The 19,096-nt window shown below is 61.4% G+C and carries 21 protein-coding genes; 8 read left to right on the top strand and 13 right to left on the bottom strand.

The window, feature by feature from the left end; genetic code table 11:
- Nucleotides 1-11 precede the first annotated feature (11 nt).
- The 5 genes from JQM68_RS02575 to JQM68_RS02555 all read right to left on the bottom strand — a co-directional run bounded on the left by JQM68_RS02575 (nt 12) and on the right by JQM68_RS02555 (nt 5,196).
- Nucleotides 12-1,010 (bottom strand): LCP family protein, encoded by a 999-nt coding sequence (locus tag JQM68_RS02575; protein WP_235221352.1) that lies wholly within the window; start codon nt 1,008-1,010, stop codon nt 12-14.
- Between the two features lie 355 nt (nt 1,011-1,365).
- Complete coding sequence (locus JQM68_RS02570) at nt 1,366-1,629, bottom strand: hypothetical protein (protein WP_235221351.1); 264 nt, start codon at nt 1,627-1,629, stop codon at nt 1,366-1,368.
- An 11-nt stretch (nt 1,630-1,640) separates the two neighbouring features.
- The gene (locus JQM68_RS02565) at nt 1,641-1,889 is read right to left on the bottom strand and encodes a sporulation transcriptional regulator SpoIIID (RefSeq protein WP_235221350.1); all 249 of its coding nucleotides are present in this window, start codon (nt 1,887-1,889) and stop codon (nt 1,641-1,643) included.
- A 93-nt stretch (nt 1,890-1,982) separates the two neighbouring features.
- Nucleotides 1,983-3,929, bottom strand: a complete 1,947-nt coding sequence (locus JQM68_RS02560) for a YgiQ family radical SAM protein (protein WP_235221349.1) — start codon at nt 3,927-3,929, stop codon at nt 1,983-1,985.
- Between the two features lie 103 nt (nt 3,930-4,032).
- On the bottom strand, nt 4,033-5,196 hold the full coding sequence (locus tag JQM68_RS02555; protein WP_235221348.1) for a pyridoxal phosphate-dependent aminotransferase: 1,164 nt from the start codon (nt 5,194-5,196) through the stop codon (nt 4,033-4,035).
- A 170-nt stretch (nt 5,197-5,366) separates the two neighbouring features.
- Here JQM68_RS02555 and JQM68_RS02550 point away from each other — a divergent pair, with 170 nt between their 5' ends.
- Genes JQM68_RS02550 through deoD form a run of 5 tightly spaced genes read left to right on the top strand, consistent with a single transcriptional unit; the run spans nt 5,367 to nt 9,174 of the window.
- A complete protein-coding gene (locus tag JQM68_RS02550) occupies nt 5,367-6,128 on the top strand; it encodes an HpcH/HpaI aldolase family protein (RefSeq protein WP_235221347.1) in 762 nt (253 codons plus the stop codon).
- Nucleotides 6,129-6,154: 26 nt separating this feature from the next.
- Nucleotides 6,155-6,676, top strand: a complete 522-nt coding sequence (locus JQM68_RS02545; RefSeq protein WP_235221346.1) for a nitroreductase family protein — start codon at nt 6,155-6,157, stop codon at nt 6,674-6,676.
- 3 nt (nt 6,677-6,679) lie between these two features.
- Nucleotides 6,680-7,342, top strand: a complete 663-nt coding sequence (locus JQM68_RS02540; protein ID WP_235221345.1) for a class II aldolase/adducin family protein — start codon at nt 6,680-6,682, stop codon at nt 7,340-7,342.
- On the top strand, nt 7,335-8,408 hold the full coding sequence (gene mtnA / locus JQM68_RS02535) for an S-methyl-5-thioribose-1-phosphate isomerase (protein WP_235221344.1): 1,074 nt from the start codon (nt 7,335-7,337) through the stop codon (nt 8,406-8,408). The genes JQM68_RS02540 and mtnA overlap by 8 nt, the downstream gene beginning before the upstream one ends.
- A gap of 34 nt (nt 8,409-8,442) precedes the next feature.
- Complete coding sequence (deoD, locus tag JQM68_RS02530; protein WP_235221343.1) at nt 8,443-9,174, top strand: purine-nucleoside phosphorylase; 732 nt, start codon at nt 8,443-8,445, stop codon at nt 9,172-9,174.
- 58 nt (nt 9,175-9,232) lie between these two features.
- Here the strand turns inward: deoD and JQM68_RS02525 are convergent, their stop codons facing one another.
- From JQM68_RS02525 to JQM68_RS02500, 6 genes are all read right to left on the bottom strand, one after another.
- A complete protein-coding gene (locus JQM68_RS02525) occupies nt 9,233-10,306 on the bottom strand; it encodes a branched-chain amino acid aminotransferase (RefSeq protein WP_235221342.1) in 1,074 nt (357 codons plus the stop codon).
- A 271-nt stretch (nt 10,307-10,577) separates the two neighbouring features.
- The gene (locus tag JQM68_RS02520) at nt 10,578-11,114 is read right to left on the bottom strand and encodes a 2-oxoacid:acceptor oxidoreductase family protein (protein WP_235221341.1); all 537 of its coding nucleotides are present in this window, start codon (nt 11,112-11,114) and stop codon (nt 10,578-10,580) included.
- 1 nt (nt 11,115) lies between these two features.
- Nucleotides 11,116-11,871: a thiamine pyrophosphate-dependent enzyme gene (locus tag JQM68_RS02515; RefSeq protein ID WP_235221340.1), complete on the bottom strand. Its 756-nt coding sequence runs from the start codon at nt 11,869-11,871 to the stop codon at nt 11,116-11,118.
- 1 nt (nt 11,872) lies between these two features.
- Nucleotides 11,873-12,943, bottom strand: coding sequence for a 3-methyl-2-oxobutanoate dehydrogenase subunit VorB (locus tag JQM68_RS02510; protein WP_235221339.1), 1,071 nt, complete (start codon nt 12,941-12,943; stop codon nt 11,873-11,875).
- A gap of 18 nt (nt 12,944-12,961) precedes the next feature.
- Complete coding sequence (locus JQM68_RS02505; protein WP_235221338.1) at nt 12,962-13,174, bottom strand: 4Fe-4S dicluster domain-containing protein; 213 nt, start codon at nt 13,172-13,174, stop codon at nt 12,962-12,964.
- Nucleotides 13,175-13,207: 33 nt separating this feature from the next.
- Nucleotides 13,208-13,888 (bottom strand): nucleotide-binding protein, encoded by a 681-nt coding sequence (locus JQM68_RS02500; protein ID WP_235221337.1) that lies wholly within the window; start codon nt 13,886-13,888, stop codon nt 13,208-13,210.
- A gap of 151 nt (nt 13,889-14,039) precedes the next feature.
- On the opposite strand from JQM68_RS02500, the gene JQM68_RS02495 reads away from it, so the two are divergent.
- The 3 genes from JQM68_RS02495 (at nt 14,040) to JQM68_RS02485 (ending at nt 17,318) form a co-directional block, all read left to right on the top strand.
- A complete protein-coding gene (locus JQM68_RS02495; protein WP_235221336.1) occupies nt 14,040-14,723 on the top strand; it encodes a FadR/GntR family transcriptional regulator in 684 nt (227 codons plus the stop codon).
- Nucleotides 14,724-15,089: 366 nt separating this feature from the next.
- On the top strand, nt 15,090-15,608 hold the full coding sequence (locus tag JQM68_RS02490) for a hypothetical protein (protein WP_235221335.1): 519 nt from the start codon (nt 15,090-15,092) through the stop codon (nt 15,606-15,608).
- 15 nt (nt 15,609-15,623) lie between these two features.
- A complete protein-coding gene (locus JQM68_RS02485) occupies nt 15,624-17,318 on the top strand; it encodes a carbon starvation CstA family protein (protein ID WP_235221334.1) in 1,695 nt (564 codons plus the stop codon).
- A 121-nt stretch (nt 17,319-17,439) separates the two neighbouring features.
- On the opposite strand, the gene aroQ is transcribed toward JQM68_RS02485, so the two are convergent.
- Together aroQ and JQM68_RS02475 are read right to left on the bottom strand one after the other, a co-directional pair.
- Complete coding sequence (gene aroQ, locus JQM68_RS02480; RefSeq protein ID WP_235221333.1) at nt 17,440-17,871, bottom strand: type II 3-dehydroquinate dehydratase; 432 nt, start codon at nt 17,869-17,871, stop codon at nt 17,440-17,442.
- On the bottom strand, nt 17,852-19,096 hold the full coding sequence (locus JQM68_RS02475) for a shikimate kinase (protein ID WP_235221332.1): 1,245 nt from the start codon (nt 19,094-19,096) through the stop codon (nt 17,852-17,854). The genes aroQ and JQM68_RS02475 overlap by 20 nt, the downstream gene beginning before the upstream one ends.

Below are 19,096 nucleotides of genomic sequence, written 5' to 3'. Positions count from 1 at the left end.
GGGGCGGCGGCTCAGCCGGGGATCTGCAGGTCCTCCGCCGTCCGGTCCTCCACGTAGGGGTTCAGGTATTGGTTCACCAGAGTCAGCGTGGCTTCCTGGTCCAGGTAGATGTAAGGGGATTTCCACTCGCCGGGGAGGGTGGAGAAGTCGATGTTTTCAGCGCCGATGGCGATGGCCTCCCGGCCCAGCCAGGCCAGATTGCCTAAGGTCAGGTCGGTCTCCACATACTGCTGGAAAATTTTCACGAAGCTGTCGATCTTCGTGAGGTTGGACACGGTCAGCGTCTGCTTGGCGACGGTCTTCAAAAAGTTCTGCTGGGTCTGCATCCGCCCCAGGTCCTCGCTGCCGTAGCCGGTGCCGTCGTTGTTGTGGCGGAAGCGGACAACTTTCAACGCGTCAGCACCGTTCAGGTGGGCGGAGCCCTTGGAGAAGTGGATGTGCAGGTCCTGGACGGGGTCGTCGTAGTCCATATCCACGGGGATGTAGAAATCCACACCGCCGATGGCGTTCACCAGGGCCTCAAAGCCCCGCAGGTCCACCAGCACGGTGTAGTCCACGGGAATGCCCAGCTGCCGGGAGACCACGTCGGCCAGCATCTCCATGCCTCCGGTGTTGTAGGCGGCGTTGATCTTGTGATTTTTGCCGTTGAATACGGCCTTGGAATCCCGGGGGATGCTGACGCCGTATATGTAGTCGTTGGCGGCGTCTACCGCCAGGAGAATGTTGGTGTCGCTGCCGCCGTTGCCGTCGTCCACGCCGGAGACCAGAATGGTGTAGAAGTCCGCTTTCCGCTCGTAATGGGAGCGGAGGTCCGGGGTCTCCTCCGGGGTGTCCTGGACGCCGCCGGCTTCGGCGGAGACCACGGGGAGCGGCGCTTCCTGCTTTTGCTCCGGCGCCCGGAACAGACAGTACGCGCCGGCGTAAACAACGGCAAACACCAGCACTGCCAGCAGCAGAAGGAGATAGGCGGGCCTGCGCCTGCGTTTGCGGAGGTGGCGGGGCTTGGACATGGGAAACAACGCTCCTTTACTCGAAAGCAGTCGATTTACATAATACTGCACCTCATTATATAGCCCGTCCCCAAAAAACACAAGAGAAAAATAGCGGCGGAGCCGCTATTTTTCGCGGTGTGCCCTAAAACCAGTTTCGGGAGCAAACGGATTTTCCCGCAGGGGGAGTACGAGGGGGCGGGAGCCCCTTCGTGTGGAATCAAATGCCTGCAAAAAGCCTGTGTTAACAGGCGTTTGCGCCGCAAAGCGGCAACTTTTTGAACTGCGAAGCAGGCCAAAAAGCGAGGCATTGTGAAGGCTGCCGGAAAAGTCAGCGGACTTTTTCGGCAGCCTGAGAAAAATAGCGGCGGAGCCGCTATTTTTCAGCCATATTTGCCGCGATCTGTTCCAGCAGGGCCTTGATGTCCGCCAGCGTCTGGTTCTGGTAGGAGAGGGCGCAGCGGATATAGTGGAGCATCCCGTCGCCGGGCGGTTTTTGGGAAAGGTTTTCCGCCGGCGGCGTGCCCTCTACCGGATGGGGCCAGCGGCGCACCTCCGGCTCGGTGAATACGGATGTCCCGGCGGACGGACGGTAGGGCAGCGGGCCCGGCTGGTCCTGCTCCCGCGCGTATTTTTCCATAGGACCGCCTCTCAGATGCCCCGGTACTTCTTCCGGGTGGCGATGCCGCCCCGGATGTGCCGCTGGGCCTTGTTGACGTCCAGCACTTCTTTGACCTGTAAGTACAGCGGGCGGTTGAACAGGGGCAGCCGCTCGGAAATGTCCTTGTGTACCGTACTTTTGCTGATGCCGAATTTCTGCGCGGCGGCGCGGACCGTGGTCCGGTTCTCTATGATGTAAAGAGCCAGGCGTTCCGCCCGCTCCTCCATGTTTTCCTTCAAAACACCTTCACTCCCCGCCTCTTGTTGGTTCATCCTATGCGGGGGAAATGGCGCTTATGCGAAAAAGAAAACGCCCATGATGGGCGTTTTCCGTTACCGTTTCTTCCGGCGGGGACGGTTTTCCCGCGGGGGGGCGGGCTTGCCTTTTTGAGGGGCCTTCCCGCTTTTCCGGGGCGGCTCCTTTCCGGTGGGCTTTCCGGTGCCCGTTCTGCCGCCGGACTTTCCGGCGTCCTTCTTCGGCGGATAGGGCCGGATGAGGCATTCCCTGCCGAAGCCGATCAGGTCCTGCCGTCCCGCCTTTTCCAGGGCCTCCCGGACGAGAGCGTAATTCTTCGGGTCCCGGTACTGGATGAGCGCCCGCTGCATGGCCTTTTCATGGGGATTGGTGGGGACATACACCGGCTCCATGGTCCGGGGGTCCAGGCCGGTGTAGTACATGACGGTGGAGATGGTGGAGGGGGTGGGGTAGAAGTCCTGGACCTGCTCCGGCATATAGCCCAGGTCCCGCAGGTACTCCGCCAGCTTGACGGCCTCCTTCAGTGTGGAGCCGGGGTGACTGCTCATAAGGTAGGGCACCACGTACTGCTTCATGCCCAGCTTTTCGTTGAGCCGCTGGTATTTGGCGATAAATTTCTGATAGACGGCGTTGGGGGGCTTGCCCATCATTTTCAGCACCGGGTCGGACACGTGCTCCGGCGCGACCTTCAGCTGGCCGGAGATGTGGTGCTTCACCATTTCCTTTAAGAAAGTGTCATCCTTGTCGCAGAGCAGATAGTCGAACCGGATGCCGCTGCGGATGAACACCTTTTTCACCCCCGGCAGCGCCCGGAGCTTCCGCAGCAGCTCCAGATAGTCCCGGTGGTCCACCTGCAGATTCTTGCAGGGCGTGGGGAACAAACACTGGCGGTTGGGGCAGACGCCCTTCGTCAGCTGCTTCTGGCAGCTGGGATGGCGGAAGTTGGCGGTGGGGCCGCCCACGTCGTGGATGTAGCCCTTGAAATCCGGGTCGGCGATGACTTCCCTGGCCTCGTCGATAATGGCCTCGTGGCTCCGGGTCTGGACGATGCGGCCCTGGTGGAAGGTCAGGGCGCAGAAGGAGCAGCCGCCGAAGCACCCCCGGTTGCTCGTCAGGCTGAACTTGACCTCCTCGATGGCGGGGACGCCGCCCGCCTTTTCATAGGAGGGGTGGTAGGTCCGCATGTAGGGCAGGGCGTAGACGTGGTCCATCTCCTCCGTGGTCAGCGGCTCCTGGGGCGGGTTCTGGACCACCCAGCAGCCCTCCTTTTCGTAGGGCTCCGCCAGCCGCTTGGCGATGAAGGGGTCGGTGTTGCAGTATTGCCTGTAAAAGCTCTCGGCATAGGTCCGCCGGTCAGCGCACAGGGCTTCGTAGGAGGGCAAAGTCAGGGCGTCGTAGACGCTCTCCAAACTCCGGGTCTTGTAGACGGAGCCGCGGACATAAGTGATGTCGGAGATGTCCAGGCCGCTGTCCAGGGCCTCCGCCACCTCCAGGATGCTCCGCTCCCCCATGCCGTAGAGCAGCAGGTCCGCCTGGGAGTCCAGCAGCAGGGAGCGCTTCAGGGAGTCGGACCAGTAGTCGTAGTGGGCCAGGCGGCGGAGGCTGGCCTCAATGCCGCCGACAATGACGGGCTTGTGGGGGAAGGTCCGGCGGATGAGGTTGCAGTACACCACAGCGGCGTGGTCCGGCCGCTTGCCGGTGACGCCGCCGGGGGTGAAAGCGTCCGTTTTGCGGCGGCGCTTTGACACGGAGTAGTGGTTCACCATGGAGTCCATGTTGCCGCTCATCACCAGAAAGCCGAGGCGGGGCTCCCCCAGGGCCAGGATGCTCTCCGGGTCCTTCCAGTCCGGCTGGGAGATGATGCCCACCTTGTAGCCCGCGTCCTCCAGCACCCGGGAGATGATGGCGTGGCCGAAGGTGGGATGGTCCACGTAGGCGTCGCCGATGACATATACAAAATCGCACTGTTCCCAGCCCCGGCGCTTCATATCCGCCCGGGAGATGGGCAAGAAGTTTCGTTCCATAGGGACTCCCCTTTGCGTTGATAGACCCAGTATAGCAGACGACGCGAAAAATGTCGATATGGGAAACATGGAAGCGCCCCGGCCGAAGGCCGGGGCGCCTGCGTCATTTTTTCAGCTTTTTCATGGATTCCAGCCGGGTCAGGGCCTCGTTCAGCGTTTCGTCGTTCTTGGCGAAGTGCATCCGGATGAGGTGGTTCACCGGCTCCCGGAAGAAGCTGGAGCCGGGCACGGCGCCCACGCCCACCTTCTGGGCCAGGTCCTCGCAGAATTGGAGGTCGCTGTCGTAGCCGAAATCGCTGATGTCCAGCAGGACGTAGTAGGCGCCCTGGGGGTCGTTGTGGGTGATGCCCAGGGTATCCAGCCCCCGCAGGAACAGCTCTTTCTTATGGGTGTACTTGGCCAGCAGGTCGTCGTAGTAGTCCTGACCAAAGCCCAGGGCGGGCATGACGGCCTCCATCAGCGGCGCCGCGCAGCCCACGGTCAGGAAGTCGTGGACCTTCTTGGCCCGCTCGATGATCTCCGCCGGGGCGATGATGTAGCCCAGCCGCCAGCCGGTGATGGAGTAGGTCTTGGACAGGGAGGAACAGGAGAGGGTCCGCTCCCACATCCCCGGCAGGGTGGCAAAATAGGTATGGGTATGGGGCGCGTAGACGATGTGCTCATACACCTCGTCGGTGATGACGTAGGTGTCGTATTTTTCAGCCAGGTTTGCAATGACCAGCAGCTCCTCCCGGGTGAACACCCGGCCGCAGGGGTTGGAGGGGTTGCACAGCACCAGCGCCTTGGGATGCTGGCGGAAGGCGTCCTCCAGCACCTCCGGGTCGAAGGTGAAGGCCGGGGGCACCAGGGGCACGTAGATGGGCTCGGCGCCGGAGAGGATGGTATCCGCCCCGTAGTTCTCATAGAAGGGGGAGAAGACGATGACCTTGTCACCGGGGTTGGTGACGGTCATCATGGCGCACATCATGGCCTCGGTGGAGCCGCAGGTGGCCACGATCTCGCTGTTGGGGTCGATGGAGCGGCCCATATAGTGGCTCTGCTTTTTCGCCAGCGCCTCCCGGAAGTTCTGGGCGCCCCAGGTGATGGCGTACTGGTGGGGTCCCTCATGGGCCACCTCCGCCAGACGGTCCAGAATGGCCTTGGGCGGGTCGAAGTCGGGGAAGCCCTGGGACAGGTTCACGGCGCCGTATTGCAGGGAAATGCGGGTCATCCGGCGGATGACGGAGTCGGTAAAGCTGGCGGTGCGCTCGGAGAGGGGCTGGGGCATATAAGGTCAACTCCTTGCTTTTTTTGGGATATGATTGTATATCATATAGAAAACATGGGAAAAAAGCCAGCCCCAAAACCATTAAATTTTGCGGATCGCGGAAATATTCTTTGGCATCTCCTATAAAACGTGGTAGAATCATGCTATTAAGAGAGGAAGAGGGAAGACCTGTGATACCGTTTGGGAAACTTTTGGCGGAGGGGAAACCGTTTTTAGGCACGTTTGTGCAGTCCGCGTCGCCGGAATTTATCGAGGCGGCCGCCTACGCGGGATTCCGGTTTGCTGCGATTGACCTGGAACACACCTACTATGGAACGGAGAAGGCGGCGGAGCTGGTCCGGGCGGGAGAGGCCGCCGGACTGTCCATGCTGGTGCGGGTGCCGGCCCTGGACGCGGTCTGGATCAAAAAATCGCTGGATCTGGGCGCGGCGGGCGTCATTGTGCCCAATATCGACACGGCGGAGCAGGCGGCCCAGGCCGTGGCGCTCTCCAAATTCACGCCGGAGGGCATCCGGGGGGCCTGTCCCGGCGTGCGGGCCAACCGCTACGGCGCCGGCGGCAGCGACTACTATGAGACCGCCAACCGGGAGACCGCCGTGATCGCCCTGGTGGAGTCGCCGGAGGGCGTGAAGAACTTTGACGAGATCATTCGCACGCCCGGCCTGACGGCGGTGTTTCTGGGGCCGGTGGACCTGTCGGTGGCCATGGGGCTGAAAGGGGATACCAACGCGCCGGAGGTGCGGGAGGCCCTTTTGGAGATGGTCCGCCGTGCCGGAAAGGGCGGCGTTCCGGTGGGCGCGCTGGGGCTGGACCCGGTGTTCGTCCGGGAATTGTTTGCCGAGGGGCTGGATTTTCTGGCCTATGGAATTGACACCATTTTGATGTACCAAACGTGCAGAGAGATCATGCGGTCTGTTTTCGGCGCCGTGTGACAATGCTTGGAAAGGAAGTTTTGACGATGAATGAGACACTGAAGGTTCTGAAAGAGCGCCGCAGCATCCGCAAGTACAAGGCGGAGCAGATCAGGGACGAGGAATTGAACGCCATTCTGGAGGCCGGCACCTGGGCCGCCAGCGGCAAGGGGCTGCAGTCCGCCGTCATGGTGGTGGTGCAGGACGCGGAGACCATCTCCATGCTCTCCCGCGCCAACGCCGAAATTCAGGGCAAGCCCGGTGCGGACCCCTTCTACGGGGCGCCCACGGCAGTCGTGGTGCTGGCGGACGGCGAGGCCGCCAACTGGCTCCAGGACGGCTCCCTGGTGATGGGCAACCTGATGACCGCCGCCGCGTCCCTCGGCGTGGGCTCCTGCTGGATCAACCGCTGCATGGAGTATTTCGACATGCCCGCCGGTAAGGAACTGCTGAAAAAGTGGGGCCTGGACGAGAAGTACCGGGGCGTGGGCATCTGCGTCCTGGGCTATGCTGACGGCCCCGCCCCCACCCCCAAGCCCCGGAAGGCCGACTACATCCGGCGGGTGTGAGCGATGACCTTTCGGGAAGAACGGGAGGCCGTCTGCCGGGTCGGAAAGCTGCTGTATGACCGGGGGTATGTTGCCGCCAACGACGGCAACATCTCCGTAAAGGTGGCGGAAAACCGGCTGCTGATCACCCCCTCCGGCGTCAGCAAGGGCCGGATGACTCCGGAGATGCTGCTGGTGACGGACCTGGACGGCACAGTGGTAGAGGGTAACCGCCACCCCTCCTCCGAGGGCAAAATGCACCTGGAGGTCTACCGGGGCAGGCCGGATGTGAACGCCGTGGTCCACGCCCATCCGCCAGTATCCACGGCCTTTGCCGTCTGCCGCCGGGGGCTGGAGACGCCCTACCTCTCCGAGCTGGTGGCGGGGCTGGGGCAGGTGCCCTGTACCCCCTCTTTTGCCATGCTCTCCACCCGGGAGGTGCCCGAAAGCGTCCGCCCTTATCTGGCGGACCACAACGCCCTGCTGCTGGCAAACCACGGCGCCCTGGCCTGGGGCGGCGATCTGTGGGAGGCTTTCGACCGGCTGGAGACGGTGGAGCATACGGCGAAGATCGTGCTGAACGCCCAGCTGTTGGGCGGCGGCGTCCCGCTGACAGAGGAGGAAGTTGCCCGCCTCCAGGGTCTGCGGGGGATGTATCAGACATTGCGGGAGGTGCGCCATGGATGAAAAGCTGCGGAAAGTGACCCATGTGGAGAATATCCGCTACGACAAGGCGGCGGAGGAGCTGGTCATCCTGGACCAGACATTGCTGCCCAATGAGGAAAAATTCCTCCGTCTGACCACGGCGGAGGAGATGTACGACGCCATCAAGACGCTGAAGGTCCGGGGCGCCCCGGCCATCGGCATCTGCGCCGCCTACTCCATGTATGTGCTGGCACGGAGCATCCCGCAAGGGGAGGAGTTTTACAGCACACTGGAGAAATACGGCGCTTATCTGAACAGCTCCCGCCCCACGGCGGTAAATCTGAGCTGGGCCATCCGGGAGATGCTGAAAACGGCGCAGGAAAACCTGTCCCTGTCCCGCCCGGCGCTGCTGGAGGCGCTGTACGAAAAGGCGGCGGCCATCCACGCCGACGACATCGCCAAGTGTGCCGCCATCTCCGAGTACGGATTGACGGTGGTGAAGGACGGCGACGGCATCCTGACCCACTGCAACGCGGGGCCTCTTGCCACCTCCCGGTACGGCACGGCGCTGGGGCCCATCCTGCTGGGAACAGAGCGGGGCATGAAATTCCGCGTCTTTTCCGACGAGACCCGGCCCCTGCTTCAGGGCGCCCGGCTCACCAGCTACGAGCTGCAGCGGGCGGGGGTGGATGTGACGCTGATTTGCGACAACATGGCCTCCATCGTGATGAAGAACGGCTGGGTGCAGGCCTGCTTCGTGGGCTGCGACCGGGTGGCCGCCAACGGCGACACCGCCAACAAGATCGGCACCAGCGGCGTGGCGATTCTGGCGAAGCACTACGGCATCCCCTTCTACGTGCTGGGCCCCACCAGCACCATCGACATGAACTGCCCCGACGGGGACCACATCCCCATCGAGGAGCGGGACCCGGAGGAAATCAAAAATATGTGGTATGAAAAGCCCATGGCCCTGCGGGATGTGAAGTGCTACAACCCGGCCTTCGACGTGACGGACCACAGCCTCATCACGGGCATCATCACGGAGAAGGGCATCTGCCGGGCGCCATATACCGAGAGCCTGGCGGCCCTGTTTGACAACAAAAAGTAAAATCCGACATCAACTATACAAGGAGGACTCAAAAATGGCGGTCAAAGAATCCCCCTCCGCCTGCATCGCGGCGGAGGAAACCAACGTTGCCAAGGTCATGCTGATGCCCGGCGACCCTCTGCGGGCCAAGTACGTGGCGGAGCACTATCTGGAAGACCCGGTCTGCTTCAACACCGTCCGCAACATGCTGGGCTACACCGGCACCTACAAGGGCAAGAAAATTTCCGTCATGGGCCACGGCATGGGCGTGCCCTCCATCGGCCTGTATACCTATGAGCTGTATAACTTCTACGGCGTGGAATCCATCATCCGCATCGGCTCCGCCGGCGGCATCGGCGACGATGTGAAGGTGCGGGATGTGGTCATCGCCATGGGCGCATCCACCAACTCCCACTTTGCCGACCAGTACCGTTTCCCCGGCCAGCTCTGCGCCACCGCCGACTACGCCATGCTGCGGGACGCCGTGGCCGCCGCGGAAAAGCTGGGCGTCCGGGCGGATGTGGGCCAGGTGTTCACCGCCGACCAGTTCTATAACGACAACCCTGAGGCGGGGGAGACCTACCGCAAGTTCGGCATCCTGGCGGTGGAGATGGAGACGGCGGGCCTGTACTGGACGGCCCAGCGGCTGGGCAAGAAGGCCCTCAGCATCCTGACCATCTCCGACCACATCTTTACCGGCGAGGCCCTGTCCGCCGAGGAGCGGCAGGACTCTTTCCATGAAATGATGGAAATTGCGCTGGAGACCGCCTGGAAAGCGGCGGAGTGATCCATTCACACATAAAAAGAGAGAGGCGCATCGCGCCTCTCTTTTATTATATAAGGTATCAGCCCTTGCAGACGGGAACGATCCAGCCCTTGGTGTCGGGCAGCTTGCCCCACTGGATGCCGGTCATGGTGTCGTACAGTCTCTGGGTGACGGGGCCGATCTTGCCGCCGGAGATGTCCACCTTGTCGCCCTTCCAGTCCAGCTCCTTGACGGGGGAGACGACGGCGGCGGTGCCGGTGCCGAAGACCTCGTCCAGGTGGCCCTCATGGCCGGCCTTCATGATGTCGGCGATGGCCAGCTTGCCCTCGATGACCTCATAGCCCCAGTCCTTCAGCAGCTCGATGCAGCTGCGGCGGGTGACGCCGGGCAGCACGGTGCCCACGCAGGCGGCGGTGTAGATCTTGCCGTCGATCATGAAGAAGATGTTCATGGCGCCGACTTCCTCGACGTACTTCTTCTCCACGCCGTCCAGCCACAGCACCTGGGCGAAGCCCTTCTGCTCGGCCAGCTCGCCGGCCTTGATGGAGGCGGCGTAGTTGCCGCCGCACTTGGTGAATCCGGTCAGGCCGGGGGCGGCACGGATGTACTCGTCTTCGACGTAGATGCGGACGGGGTCGATGCCGCTGGCGTAGTAGGCGCCGGAGGGAGAGCAGATGATGCAGAAGGTGTAGTTCTTGCTGGCGTGGACGCCCATGCCGACATCGGTGGCGATGATGAAGGGACGGATGTACAGGGAAGCGCCCTCAGAGTGGGGGACCCAGTCCTTGTCGATCTCCACCAGGGCCTTGACAGCCTGGACGTAATCGTCCACGGGGATCTGGGGGATGCACATACGGTCGCAGGAGTCCTGCATCCGCTGGCCGTTGCACTCAGGGCGGAACAGCTGGATGTCGTTCCCGGCGGTGCGGTAGGCCTTCATGCCCTCAAACAGCTCCTGTGCGTAATGGAACACCACGCAGGCGGGGTCCAGCACGAAGGGGGCGTAGGGCACGATGCGGGCGTCGTACCAGCCCTTGTCGGGGGCGTAGTCCATCAGGAACATATGATCGGAGAAAACTTTGCCGAAGCCCAGCTTGCTCTCGTCGGGCTTGACCTTGGGGTTGGTTGTTTTGGTGATCTTGATATCCAGCATAACAAACTCTCCTTCTATGAAAAATTGAAGTTTTTTTGGCACAAAACGACAAAAGACTTCCGCACGATTCCGCACAAAGCGAAATGGCGAAAGTCAAACTTCCATATCGTCCCGTATTCGGCGGCAGACATATTCGCCGTTTCCACTTTCATTTATACGCTGATAGCGGAACAAAGTCAATCGGTAAAATGCACAGAATGACCGGAATACAGGGAGAGAGCCCCGGCGGGCCAGCGGGATCGCCGCCGGCTCGCCGGAGGAGATAGAGGGTTTACTGCACGCAGGCCATGCCGCGGCGGAAAGCCTCGATGTTCAGGGGGATGAACTTGGCCTTGGGACCGGTAAACATGGTCTCGATCATCTTCTCGATGGTCTCGGGCTTCAGGATCTTGGTGGCCGCCACGTAAGCGCCCAGCATGACCATGTTGCCCACCTTGGGGTTGCCCACTTCCTCGGCGATCTTGGCGCAGGGGATGTAGTAGGCGGTCAGGTCCGGACGGCTCACCTTGTCGGTGACCACGTCGCTGTTGACAAAGACCGTGCCGCCGGGGAGGACGCCTTCCTCGAACTTGATGAGGGAGGGCTCGTTCAGGGCGATCAGCTCCGTGCAGCGGGCGAACACGGGGGAGCCCACGGGATGGTCGGAGAGGACCACGGAGCAGTTGGCGGTGCCGCCGCGCATCTCGGGGCCGTAGGAGGGCGCCCAGGTGACGTTCAGGCCCTCGTCCATGCCGGCCTCCGCCAGGTTCTTGCCGATGGCCAGACCGCCCTGGCCGCCGAAACCGGAAATGATGATCTGCTTCTTCATCTTATTTCACCTCCGCGTTAATAGGCTTATCCTTGATGACGCCCAGAGGATAATACGCGGCCATGTTCTCCTTCAGCCACTGGTTGGCCTTCAGCGGCGTCATGCCCCAGTTGGTGGGGCAGGTGGACAGGACTTCCACGAAGGTGAAGCCCTCGCCGGCCATCTGCTTCTGGAACGCCGTCTTGATGGCTTTCTTGGCCTTGTTGAGGTTGGCGATGTCGGTGACGCAGACGCGCTCGGCGTAGACGCAGCCGTCCAGAGTGGACAGCATCTCGGCCACGCGGATGGGCATACCGGCCTGCTCCACGGTACGGCCGCTCTGACAGGTGGTGGCCCGCTGGCCGATCAGGGTGGTGGGCGCCATCTGGCCGCCGGTCATGCCGTAAATGGCGTTGTTGACGAAAATGGTGGTGAACTTCTCACCGCGCATGGCGGCGTGGACGATCTCGGCGGCGCCGATGGAGGCCAGGTCGCCGTCGCCCTGATAGGTGAACACCGCCTGGTCGGGATGGGTGCGCTTGATGCCGGTGGCAACGGCGGGGGCGCGGCCATGGGAGGCCTCCAGCATGTCACAGGCGAAATACTTGTAGGCAAACACGGAGCAGCCCACGGGGCAGACGCCGATGGCGCCGTCCAGCAGTCCCAGCTCCACCAGGGATTCGGCTACCAGCTTGTGAATGATGCCGTGATGACAGCCGGGGCAGTAATGCAGTTCGGCATCCGTCAAGCCTTTGGACTTTTCATATACGACTGCCATATCACTTGACCTCCTTCAAGGCTTTTCTGGCCGATTCGATCATTTCTTCCACGGTGGGCATGACGCCGCCGGCGTGACCCAGATAGCTGATGGGCTTCTGACCCTCCACAGCCAGCCGGACGTCGTCCAGCATCTGGCCGGTGGTGCTCATTTCCACGTCCAGGACCGCCTTGATGTGCTCCTGGCCCGCCAGCGCGTGCAGCGCCTTTTCGGGGAAGGGCCACAGGGTGATGGGGCGGAACAGGCCTGCCTTGATGCCCTCGGAGCGCAGAGTCTCCAGCGCGGTCAGGGCAATACGGGCGGGGGTGCCGTAAGCGGTGATGAGGACCTCCGCGTCCTCGCACTGGACTTCCTCCCAGCGGACTTCCTTTTCCTCCATCTCGGCGTACTTGGCCGTCAGGCGGTCGTTGTGGGACTCGCACTCCTCGGCATCCAGGAAGATAGAGGTGATGAAGTTGTGGTCGGCCCGACCCTTGCGGCCGCCGGCCGCCCAGTCCTTGGGGGGCAGGTCCCGCTTGGGGATGGGCTTCCACTCAATGGGCTCCATCATCTGGCCGATCAGACCGTCGCAGAGCACCATGACGGGGTTGCGGTACATGTCGGCAATGTCGAAGGCCTCCTGGACGAAGTCCACGGTCTCCTGCACGTTGGAGGGGGCCAGGACCACGGTGCGGTAGTCACCGTTGCCGCCGCCGCGGGTGGCCTGGAAATAGTCGCCCTGGCCGGGCTGGATGGTGCCCAGGCCGGGACCGCCGCGCATGCAGTTGATGATGACGGCGGGCAGCTCGGCGCCTGCCAGATATGTAATGCCCTCCTGCTTCAGGCTGATGCCGGGAGAGGAAGAGGAAGTCATGGCCCGCATGCCGGCGCCGGCGGCGCCGTATACCATGTTGATAGCGGCCAGCTCGGACTCGGACTGCACGAACACGCCGCCGGCCTTGGGCAGGTGCACGGACATATACTCAGGGACTTCGCTCTGGGGAGTGATGGGATAACCGAAGAAGCAGTCGCAGCCGGCGCGGATGGCAGCCTCGGCGATGGCTTCGTTACCCTTCCATAATTCCTTTGCCATGGTTGATGACCTCCTTCTTTACAATTTTTCCACGGTGATGATGGAATCCGGGCAGATCTTGGCGCAGCTGGCGCAGCCGATGCACTGGTCCATGTCGGTCACGGTGGCGGGATGATAGCCCTTGCGGTTGATGACATTCATGTCGATGGCGACGATGTGCTTGGGACACACGGTGGTGCACAGCTCGCACCCTTTGCAGCGGTCGGAATTAAATGTGACTTTCGCAGACATAACGATGTGGTCCTCCTTCCCCTTCTGCCGCGGTCATTCCCACGGCTTTTTCATTTTAATGGTGATCGGAAACACGGTTTCCGGCAGATCGGACAGAGCTGGGACGAATTTTTCCTCGGCCACGTGGCAGAGGATGGGAATATTGGTCTCCCTGGAGACGCTCTCCGCCAGGGCCGCGCCCTTACGGATCTCCTCCTCGGTGGTCTCGCCGCACAGGTGGGTGTTGTTGACGATGCCGGAGCAGACAAGCCCGGTGGTGGCCTCGATCCCCCGCAGGTAGGCGATGGCGGCCTCCGCGGTCCGGACCTCCGGGCGGTTGGCGTTGAGCACGTAGATGAGCTGGTAGTCCTCCTGGACGATCTTGGGCTGGAACCTGGCCAGGACCCGGGCGCCCACAGGGTCGCCGCCAATGTCCAGCACGCCCCGGATATCCCGGTTCTCCAAAATGGCCAGCAGCTCCGCCGGCAGGGCGGGGACGTCGGCGTCGGAGCAGGCCTGGGAGGAGGAGATGAGCCGGATGCCGACGTTCTCCAGCAGATCCCGCCGCTCCCGGGAGCGGAAGTAAGGATTGACGATGTCCAGGTCGGCCAGCATCACGGAGGCACCCTCCGCCGCCAGAGCCAGCGCCAGGTTCACGGCAAACTCGGTCTTGCCGGTGCCGTAATGTCCGGTGACGATGGAAATGCGGTGGGAACAGACAGCTGAAGCGGACACTGAAACACCTCCTGTACATGTTGTATGATTTTGATTTGCGTTGTATGATGTCATTGTATACCTCGAATAATATGATGTCAAGTGCCGCTTGCTTTTTTTGAAAAAAGAATTATGATATAAATTATGTAGAAAACCGACGGAGGAAGGTATTATGGCGGAGATCAGAAAGGTAAAATTGTCGGAGCAGACCGCGGACCGGCTTTATGAGATGATCGTGGATGAGCGCCGCTATACGCCGGGCAGCAAGCTGCCTAACGAAAATGAGCTCAGCGAGGAGCTGCAGGTCAGCCGCACCACGCTGCGGGAGGCGATCTCATTTCTGGTGGCCCAGGGGGTGCTGGAGATCCGCCGGGGCAAGGGAACGTTCGTCAGTGACCAGCTGCCTGCCGCTGGACTGGACCTGACGAGCCTGGCGGGGCTCCGGTCCCGGGTGCGGGCGAAGGACCTGTTCGAGATGCGCCTGATCTTTGAGCCGGCTACGGTGGCCCTGGCCTGCCTGCGGGCCACGGATGACGAGCTGGCCCAGATCGAAAAGAAAGCCCAGTGGATGGAGCACATCGCCGCCGAGGGGGGAGACTGGCCCCTGGCGGACCAGGAGTTCCACTGGGCCATCATCAAGGCGTCCCACAATGAGTATATGCGGCGGCTGTACCCGATCATCAACAGTGCCGTCAATGAAATTCTGCAGATCTCCCAGAACCGGCAGCACATGCAGGACATCGCGGTCAATGACAACCGGCTCATTCTGGATTTCCTGTTAAAGCGGGACGAGGTCGGCGCCCGCCATGCCATGAGCATCCACATGAAGCACCTCATCAATACGCTGCAGGATTAACTGCGGCATCAGAAGCTCCAAAGGCGGCGCATCGCGCCGCCTTTTGCCGTTCAGCGCCCGTAAAGAAAAGGCGGTCCGCGTTAAAAAACTGCCCTCCCGCGTCAAGAGCCGATTTGGTGCGGAATCAGGAAAATGCCTGAACATGAAGGCAAAATAAACAAAAACAAGAGAAAAAATTGCGCAGAACGGATGCAAAAAATGGGAAAAAATAGAAAAAGCATCTCTATAATCCACAATTTTTATAAGGTTATTCACAAATTGTACACAAATTTGAACAAACCCTCTTAACAAATTCAGAAAGAGCGTGTATAATAACTGTCATAAGTGGAAATCTGCGACTTTTATTCTGATGACAGGGGGAAGCCCATGGAAATGACTCTGCAGGAGCGGCTGGAAAAGCTGCTGGATGCCTACTCCTATTACTTCGATATCGAGCGGGATGTTCCTGTGGAGGGAGGGCAGTTCCCTGCCACCGCGTTCTACCACTTCCGCGAGGAGAACTACATCGCTACAAAGGCCCACGTGGTCTATGCCACAGAGCAGCACGAATACGTCTACTTCTATGTGACGGAGCATCTGGACGCGGAAACGCTGAAAAACCAGATCGAGCTGTCCCGGCAGGCGGGCATGGGCAAGATCGAGCCCAGCGGCGAGCACATGTTCTCTTACGTGACCCTGGTGATCCTGGCGGACACCATGGACCCGGAGGCGAAGAAGCTGATCCAGAAGACCCGCTTCCGGAAAAACTTTCGGCTGGCACTCCACGGCTGGATGGAGTATCACATAGCAGCAATGGAATGTTCCACGCAGAGCTTCTTTTCCAATCCAGCCGGGAAGGAAGCCCGGAAGACCTTGGAACGCAATTTCGCGCCCAAGGCGAATTAAGAAGGGAGAGTATGTATGAACTCACTCGTTATCCTGCTGATCAGCATCGTCGTGCTGGTCTGCGGCTATCTGTTCTATGGCAGATGGCTGGCTAAGCAGTGGGGTGTCGATCCTTCCAAGGAGACCCCCGCTCACACCATGGCTGACGGCAATGACTACGTCGCCGCTAAGGCGCCTGTCCTGCTGGGCCACCACTTCGCCTCCATCGCAGGCGCCGGCCCCATCAACGGCCCCATTCAGGCCGCTATCTTCGGTTGGGTGCCCGTTCTGCTGTGGATCCTGATCGGCGGCGTTTTCTTCGGCGCCACCCATGACTTTGCCGCTCTGTTCTCCTCCATCCGTCATGAGGGCAAGTCCATCGGCCACGTCATCGAGGTCAACATCGGCCGTCGTGGCAAGAAGCTGTTCCTGGTGTTCGCTTACCTGACCCTGTTGCTGGTGGTTGCCGCTTTCGGTTCCATCGTGGTCGGCACCTTTGCTTCCGGCCCGGCAGGCAGCGACGCTTACAACCTGGCTAACGGCCGTACCGCCATGATCTCCATGCTGTTCATCGTGCTGGCTATCGTGTTCGGCTTCCTGGTCTATCGCCGCAATGCTCCTCTGGGTGTGTCCACCGTCATCGGCGTGGCTGCTCTGGTGCTCTGCATTGTCGTTGGTTACCTGTGCCCCATCCACCTGAGCAAGACCTTCTGGGAGATCTTCGTTCTGGCTTACATCCTGATCGCCTCCGTCACTCCTGTTTGGATCCTGCTGCAGCCCCGTGACTACCTGAACAGCTTCCTGCTGTACGGTATGATCATCCTGGCTGTCCTGGGCATCGTGGTGGCTCACCCCACCATGAACCTGCCCGCTTTCACCGGCTTCGGCGGCATCAACGGCAACAGCCAGCTGTTCCCCGTTCTGTTCATCACCGTGGCCTGCGGCGCTATCTCCGGCTTCCATTCTCTGGTCGGCTCCGGTACCACCGCTAAGCAGCTGGACAACGAAAAGGACGCCATGGCTATCGGCTACGGCGGCATGCTGATCGAGTGCGGCCTGGCCGTGATCTCCCTGATCTGCGTGTCCTTCCTGTTCGCTGACGGCGCTATGCCTTCCGGCACTCCCACCCAGGTGTTCGCCACCGGTATTGCCACCATGCTGCAGACCATGGGCCTGCCCTATGATGTCATGTACTCCGTGCTGATCCTGGCTGTCTCCGCTTTCTGCCTGACCTCTCTGGATACTGCCACCCGTCTGGCCCGTTACATGCTCCAGGAGTTCTTCGTGGACGAGGGCGAGAGCGTGGAGAACCTGACCGGCTTCAAGAAGGCCATCTCCAATCCCTTTGTGGCTACCCTCATCACCGTCGTGATCGGCGGCATCCTGATGACCGGTGGTTACAGCCTGATTTGGCCCCTGTTCGGTGCTGCTAACCAGCTGCTGGCTGCTCTGGCTCTGCTGGCCTCCGCTGCCTGGCTGGGCAACATCGGCAAGAACAACAAGATGTTCTACATCCCCATGGTGTTCATGCTGGCCGCTACCGTGACCTCCCTGATCATCACCTTCAAGACCAAGCTGGGCCGTCTGATCACTCCTCCCGAGAATCCCACCGTGGCCGCCGACGTTCTGCAGTGCCTGTTCTCTGCCGTCCTGGTGATCCTGGCTGTGGTTCTGGTCATCGAGGGTGTCAAGGCTCTGTCCAACAAGAAGCCCGCTGAGGCCAAGAAGTAATTTCAAGTGAATGACGGAGTTTTGCCAGTCTCCGTTATGAAAAAAGGACTGCCGCTTCCGCGGCAGTCCTTTTTTGCGAAAAAAACACCGCAGTTCATTTAAACTGCGGTGTTTTGGCTGCTTAGTTTCTCCCGCACAGAAGATGAAGGGCTTCCAGATACCCCGGCAGGCCGTGGCCCCGGATGGTCCCCACGCAGGCGGCACGAATGTAGGATACATGCCGGAACTCCTCCCGGCTGTCCGGGTCGGAGACGTGGACCTCCACCGTGGGGATGCCCACCGCCTTTACTGCGTCCAGCAGCGCCACGCTGGTGTGGGTGTAGGCCGCCGGATTGATGATGATGCCGTCCACCTTGTCGAAATAGGCCTGCTGGATGGCGTCCACCAGCGCGCCCTCATGGTTGGACTGGAAGAAGCTGATCTCCACGCCCAGCTTGTCCGCCTCAGCCTGAAGCATGCCGCACAGGTCCTGATAGGTGGCCTTGCCGTAGATCTCCGGCTGGCGGATGCCCAGCATGTTCATGTTGGGCCCGTTAAGTACCAGAATTTTCACAAAAATCCCTCCAAATTTCCTGCGCGGCTTCCCGGACCGTGCCGTCGTTCCGGATGACCGCGTCCCGGAACCGGGTGTACAGCGGCTCCCGCTCTCTCCACATGGCACCAAGGTCGGCCCCCTGGGACAGGGGACGGCCGTCGGTGGGCAGGACGTTCAAGTCCCGGATGAGGTGGTAAATGCGGCAGTTTTGATGCAGGGAAGCGTAGTTCCGCTCATCCTTGATGACGCCGCCGCCGGTCAGAATGATTTTGCCGGACAGCTTGCCGGCCTCCGCCGTCTCCTCTCGCTCCAGCGCCCGGAAAGAGGCCTCGCCGTCCTGGGCGAAGATCTCCGGGATGGGGCGGCCGGTCCGTTCCACGATGCGCTGGTCGATGTCGATGGCCTCCCGGCCCGTCAGCTCCGCCAGCGCCTGGCCGACAGTGGATTTTCCGCAGCCGGGCATTCCGATGAGGACGATGTTGGTGCACTCCTGCCGCAGCATGGCCAGGATACGCTCATTTTCGCTGTCCGGAATGGACTTTTCAAAGAAATGCTCTTCCGCGGCCTTGGCCTGGGCAACCAGCATGGGCAGTCCGTCGGAGCAGGGGATGCCCAGCGCCTCGGCCTGCAGCAGCAGAGCAGTGCGCCGGGGGTTGTAGACTACGTCCAGCACGCCCCGGCAGCGGGGAAAAGCCGTCAGGTCCACCGCCGCGGCGCCGGTGTTGGGGTACATCCCAACCGGCGTAGTGTTCACCACGATGTCCGCGTCATCGTGGCGGTCCAGGTTGGTGTAGTTGTCAGGCCCGGAGCGGGATATGACCGCCACCTCCCGGGCGCCCAGCTTTTTCGCGCAGGCCACGGCGGTGAGGGAAGCGCCGCCGCTGCCCAGCACCACCGCCTTTTTCCCGGCGAAGGAGATGCCTGCCCGCTCCACCATCCAGCAGAAGCCGGCGGCGTCAGTGTTGAAGGCGTACAGCTTCCCGTCGGCCCGGCGGGTCAGGGTGTTGACGCTGCCGATGGCCTGGGCCAGCGGGTCGATGACGTCGCAGAAAGGCATCACATCCCGCTTGTAGGGGATGGTGACATTCAGCCCGCCGATGTTCGGCTGGCTGAGAAAGCCCTCCAGCTCCTCCGGCTCCAGCTCTATGAGCCGGTAGCCTCCGCAGCCCAGGGCGGTGTGGATGGGCACGGACCAGCTGTGCCCCAGCTTGCGTCCCAGCAGGCCGTAAATTTTCCCGGCCAT

The organism is Oscillibacter valericigenes (genome assembly GCF_021531435.1).
GTDB lineage: Bacteria > Bacillota > Clostridia > Oscillospirales > Oscillospiraceae > Oscillibacter > Oscillibacter valericigenes_B.
Note: the sequence above shows the minus strand (reverse complement) of the source record. Positions and strands in the feature narration are given on the sequence as shown.

Excerpts from the sequence above, each read along its gene's own strand:
- JQM68_RS02515 (WP_235221340.1), bottom strand. The coding sequence starts at position 11,871 with ATGGCAGTCGTATATGAAAAGTCCAAAGGCTTGACGGATGCCGAACTG.
- JQM68_RS02520 (WP_235221341.1), bottom strand. The coding sequence starts at position 11,114 with ATGAAGAAGCAGATCATCATTTCCGGTTTCGGCGGCCAGGGCGGTCTG.
- JQM68_RS02555 (WP_235221348.1), bottom strand. The coding sequence starts at position 5,196 with ATGCCCCAGCCCCTCTCCGAGCGCACCGCCAGCTTTACCGACTCCGTC.
- JQM68_RS02475 (WP_235221332.1), bottom strand. The coding sequence starts at position 19,096 with ATGGCCGGGAAAATTTACGGCCTGCTGGGACGCAAGCTGGGGCACAGC.
- JQM68_RS02570 (WP_235221351.1), bottom strand. The coding sequence starts at position 1,629 with ATGGAAAAATACGCGCGGGAGCAGGACCAGCCGGGCCCGCTGCCCTAC.
- JQM68_RS02545 (WP_235221346.1), top strand. The coding sequence starts at position 6,155 with ATGAATGAGACACTGAAGGTTCTGAAAGAGCGCCGCAGCATCCGCAAG.
- JQM68_RS02495 (WP_235221336.1), top strand. The coding sequence starts at position 14,040 with ATGGCGGAGATCAGAAAGGTAAAATTGTCGGAGCAGACCGCGGACCGG.
- JQM68_RS02510 (WP_235221339.1), bottom strand. The coding sequence starts at position 12,943 with ATGGCAAAGGAATTATGGAAGGGTAACGAAGCCATCGCCGAGGCTGCC.
- JQM68_RS02575 (WP_235221352.1), bottom strand. The coding sequence starts at position 1,010 with ATGTCCAAGCCCCGCCACCTCCGCAAACGCAGGCGCAGGCCCGCCTAT.
- JQM68_RS02540 (WP_235221345.1), top strand. The coding sequence starts at position 6,680 with ATGACCTTTCGGGAAGAACGGGAGGCCGTCTGCCGGGTCGGAAAGCTG.
- JQM68_RS02490 (WP_235221335.1), top strand. The coding sequence starts at position 15,090 with ATGGAAATGACTCTGCAGGAGCGGCTGGAAAAGCTGCTGGATGCCTAC.
- JQM68_RS02525 (WP_235221342.1), bottom strand. The coding sequence starts at position 10,306 with ATGCTGGATATCAAGATCACCAAAACAACCAACCCCAAGGTCAAGCCC.
- mtnA (WP_235221344.1), top strand. The coding sequence starts at position 7,335 with ATGGATGAAAAGCTGCGGAAAGTGACCCATGTGGAGAATATCCGCTAC.
- deoD (WP_235221343.1), top strand. The coding sequence starts at position 8,443 with ATGGCGGTCAAAGAATCCCCCTCCGCCTGCATCGCGGCGGAGGAAACC.
- JQM68_RS02560 (WP_235221349.1), bottom strand. The coding sequence starts at position 3,929 with ATGGAACGAAACTTCTTGCCCATCTCCCGGGCGGATATGAAGCGCCGG.
- JQM68_RS02485 (WP_235221334.1), top strand. The coding sequence starts at position 15,624 with ATGAACTCACTCGTTATCCTGCTGATCAGCATCGTCGTGCTGGTCTGC.
- JQM68_RS02505 (WP_235221338.1), bottom strand. The coding sequence starts at position 13,174 with ATGTCTGCGAAAGTCACATTTAATTCCGACCGCTGCAAAGGGTGCGAG.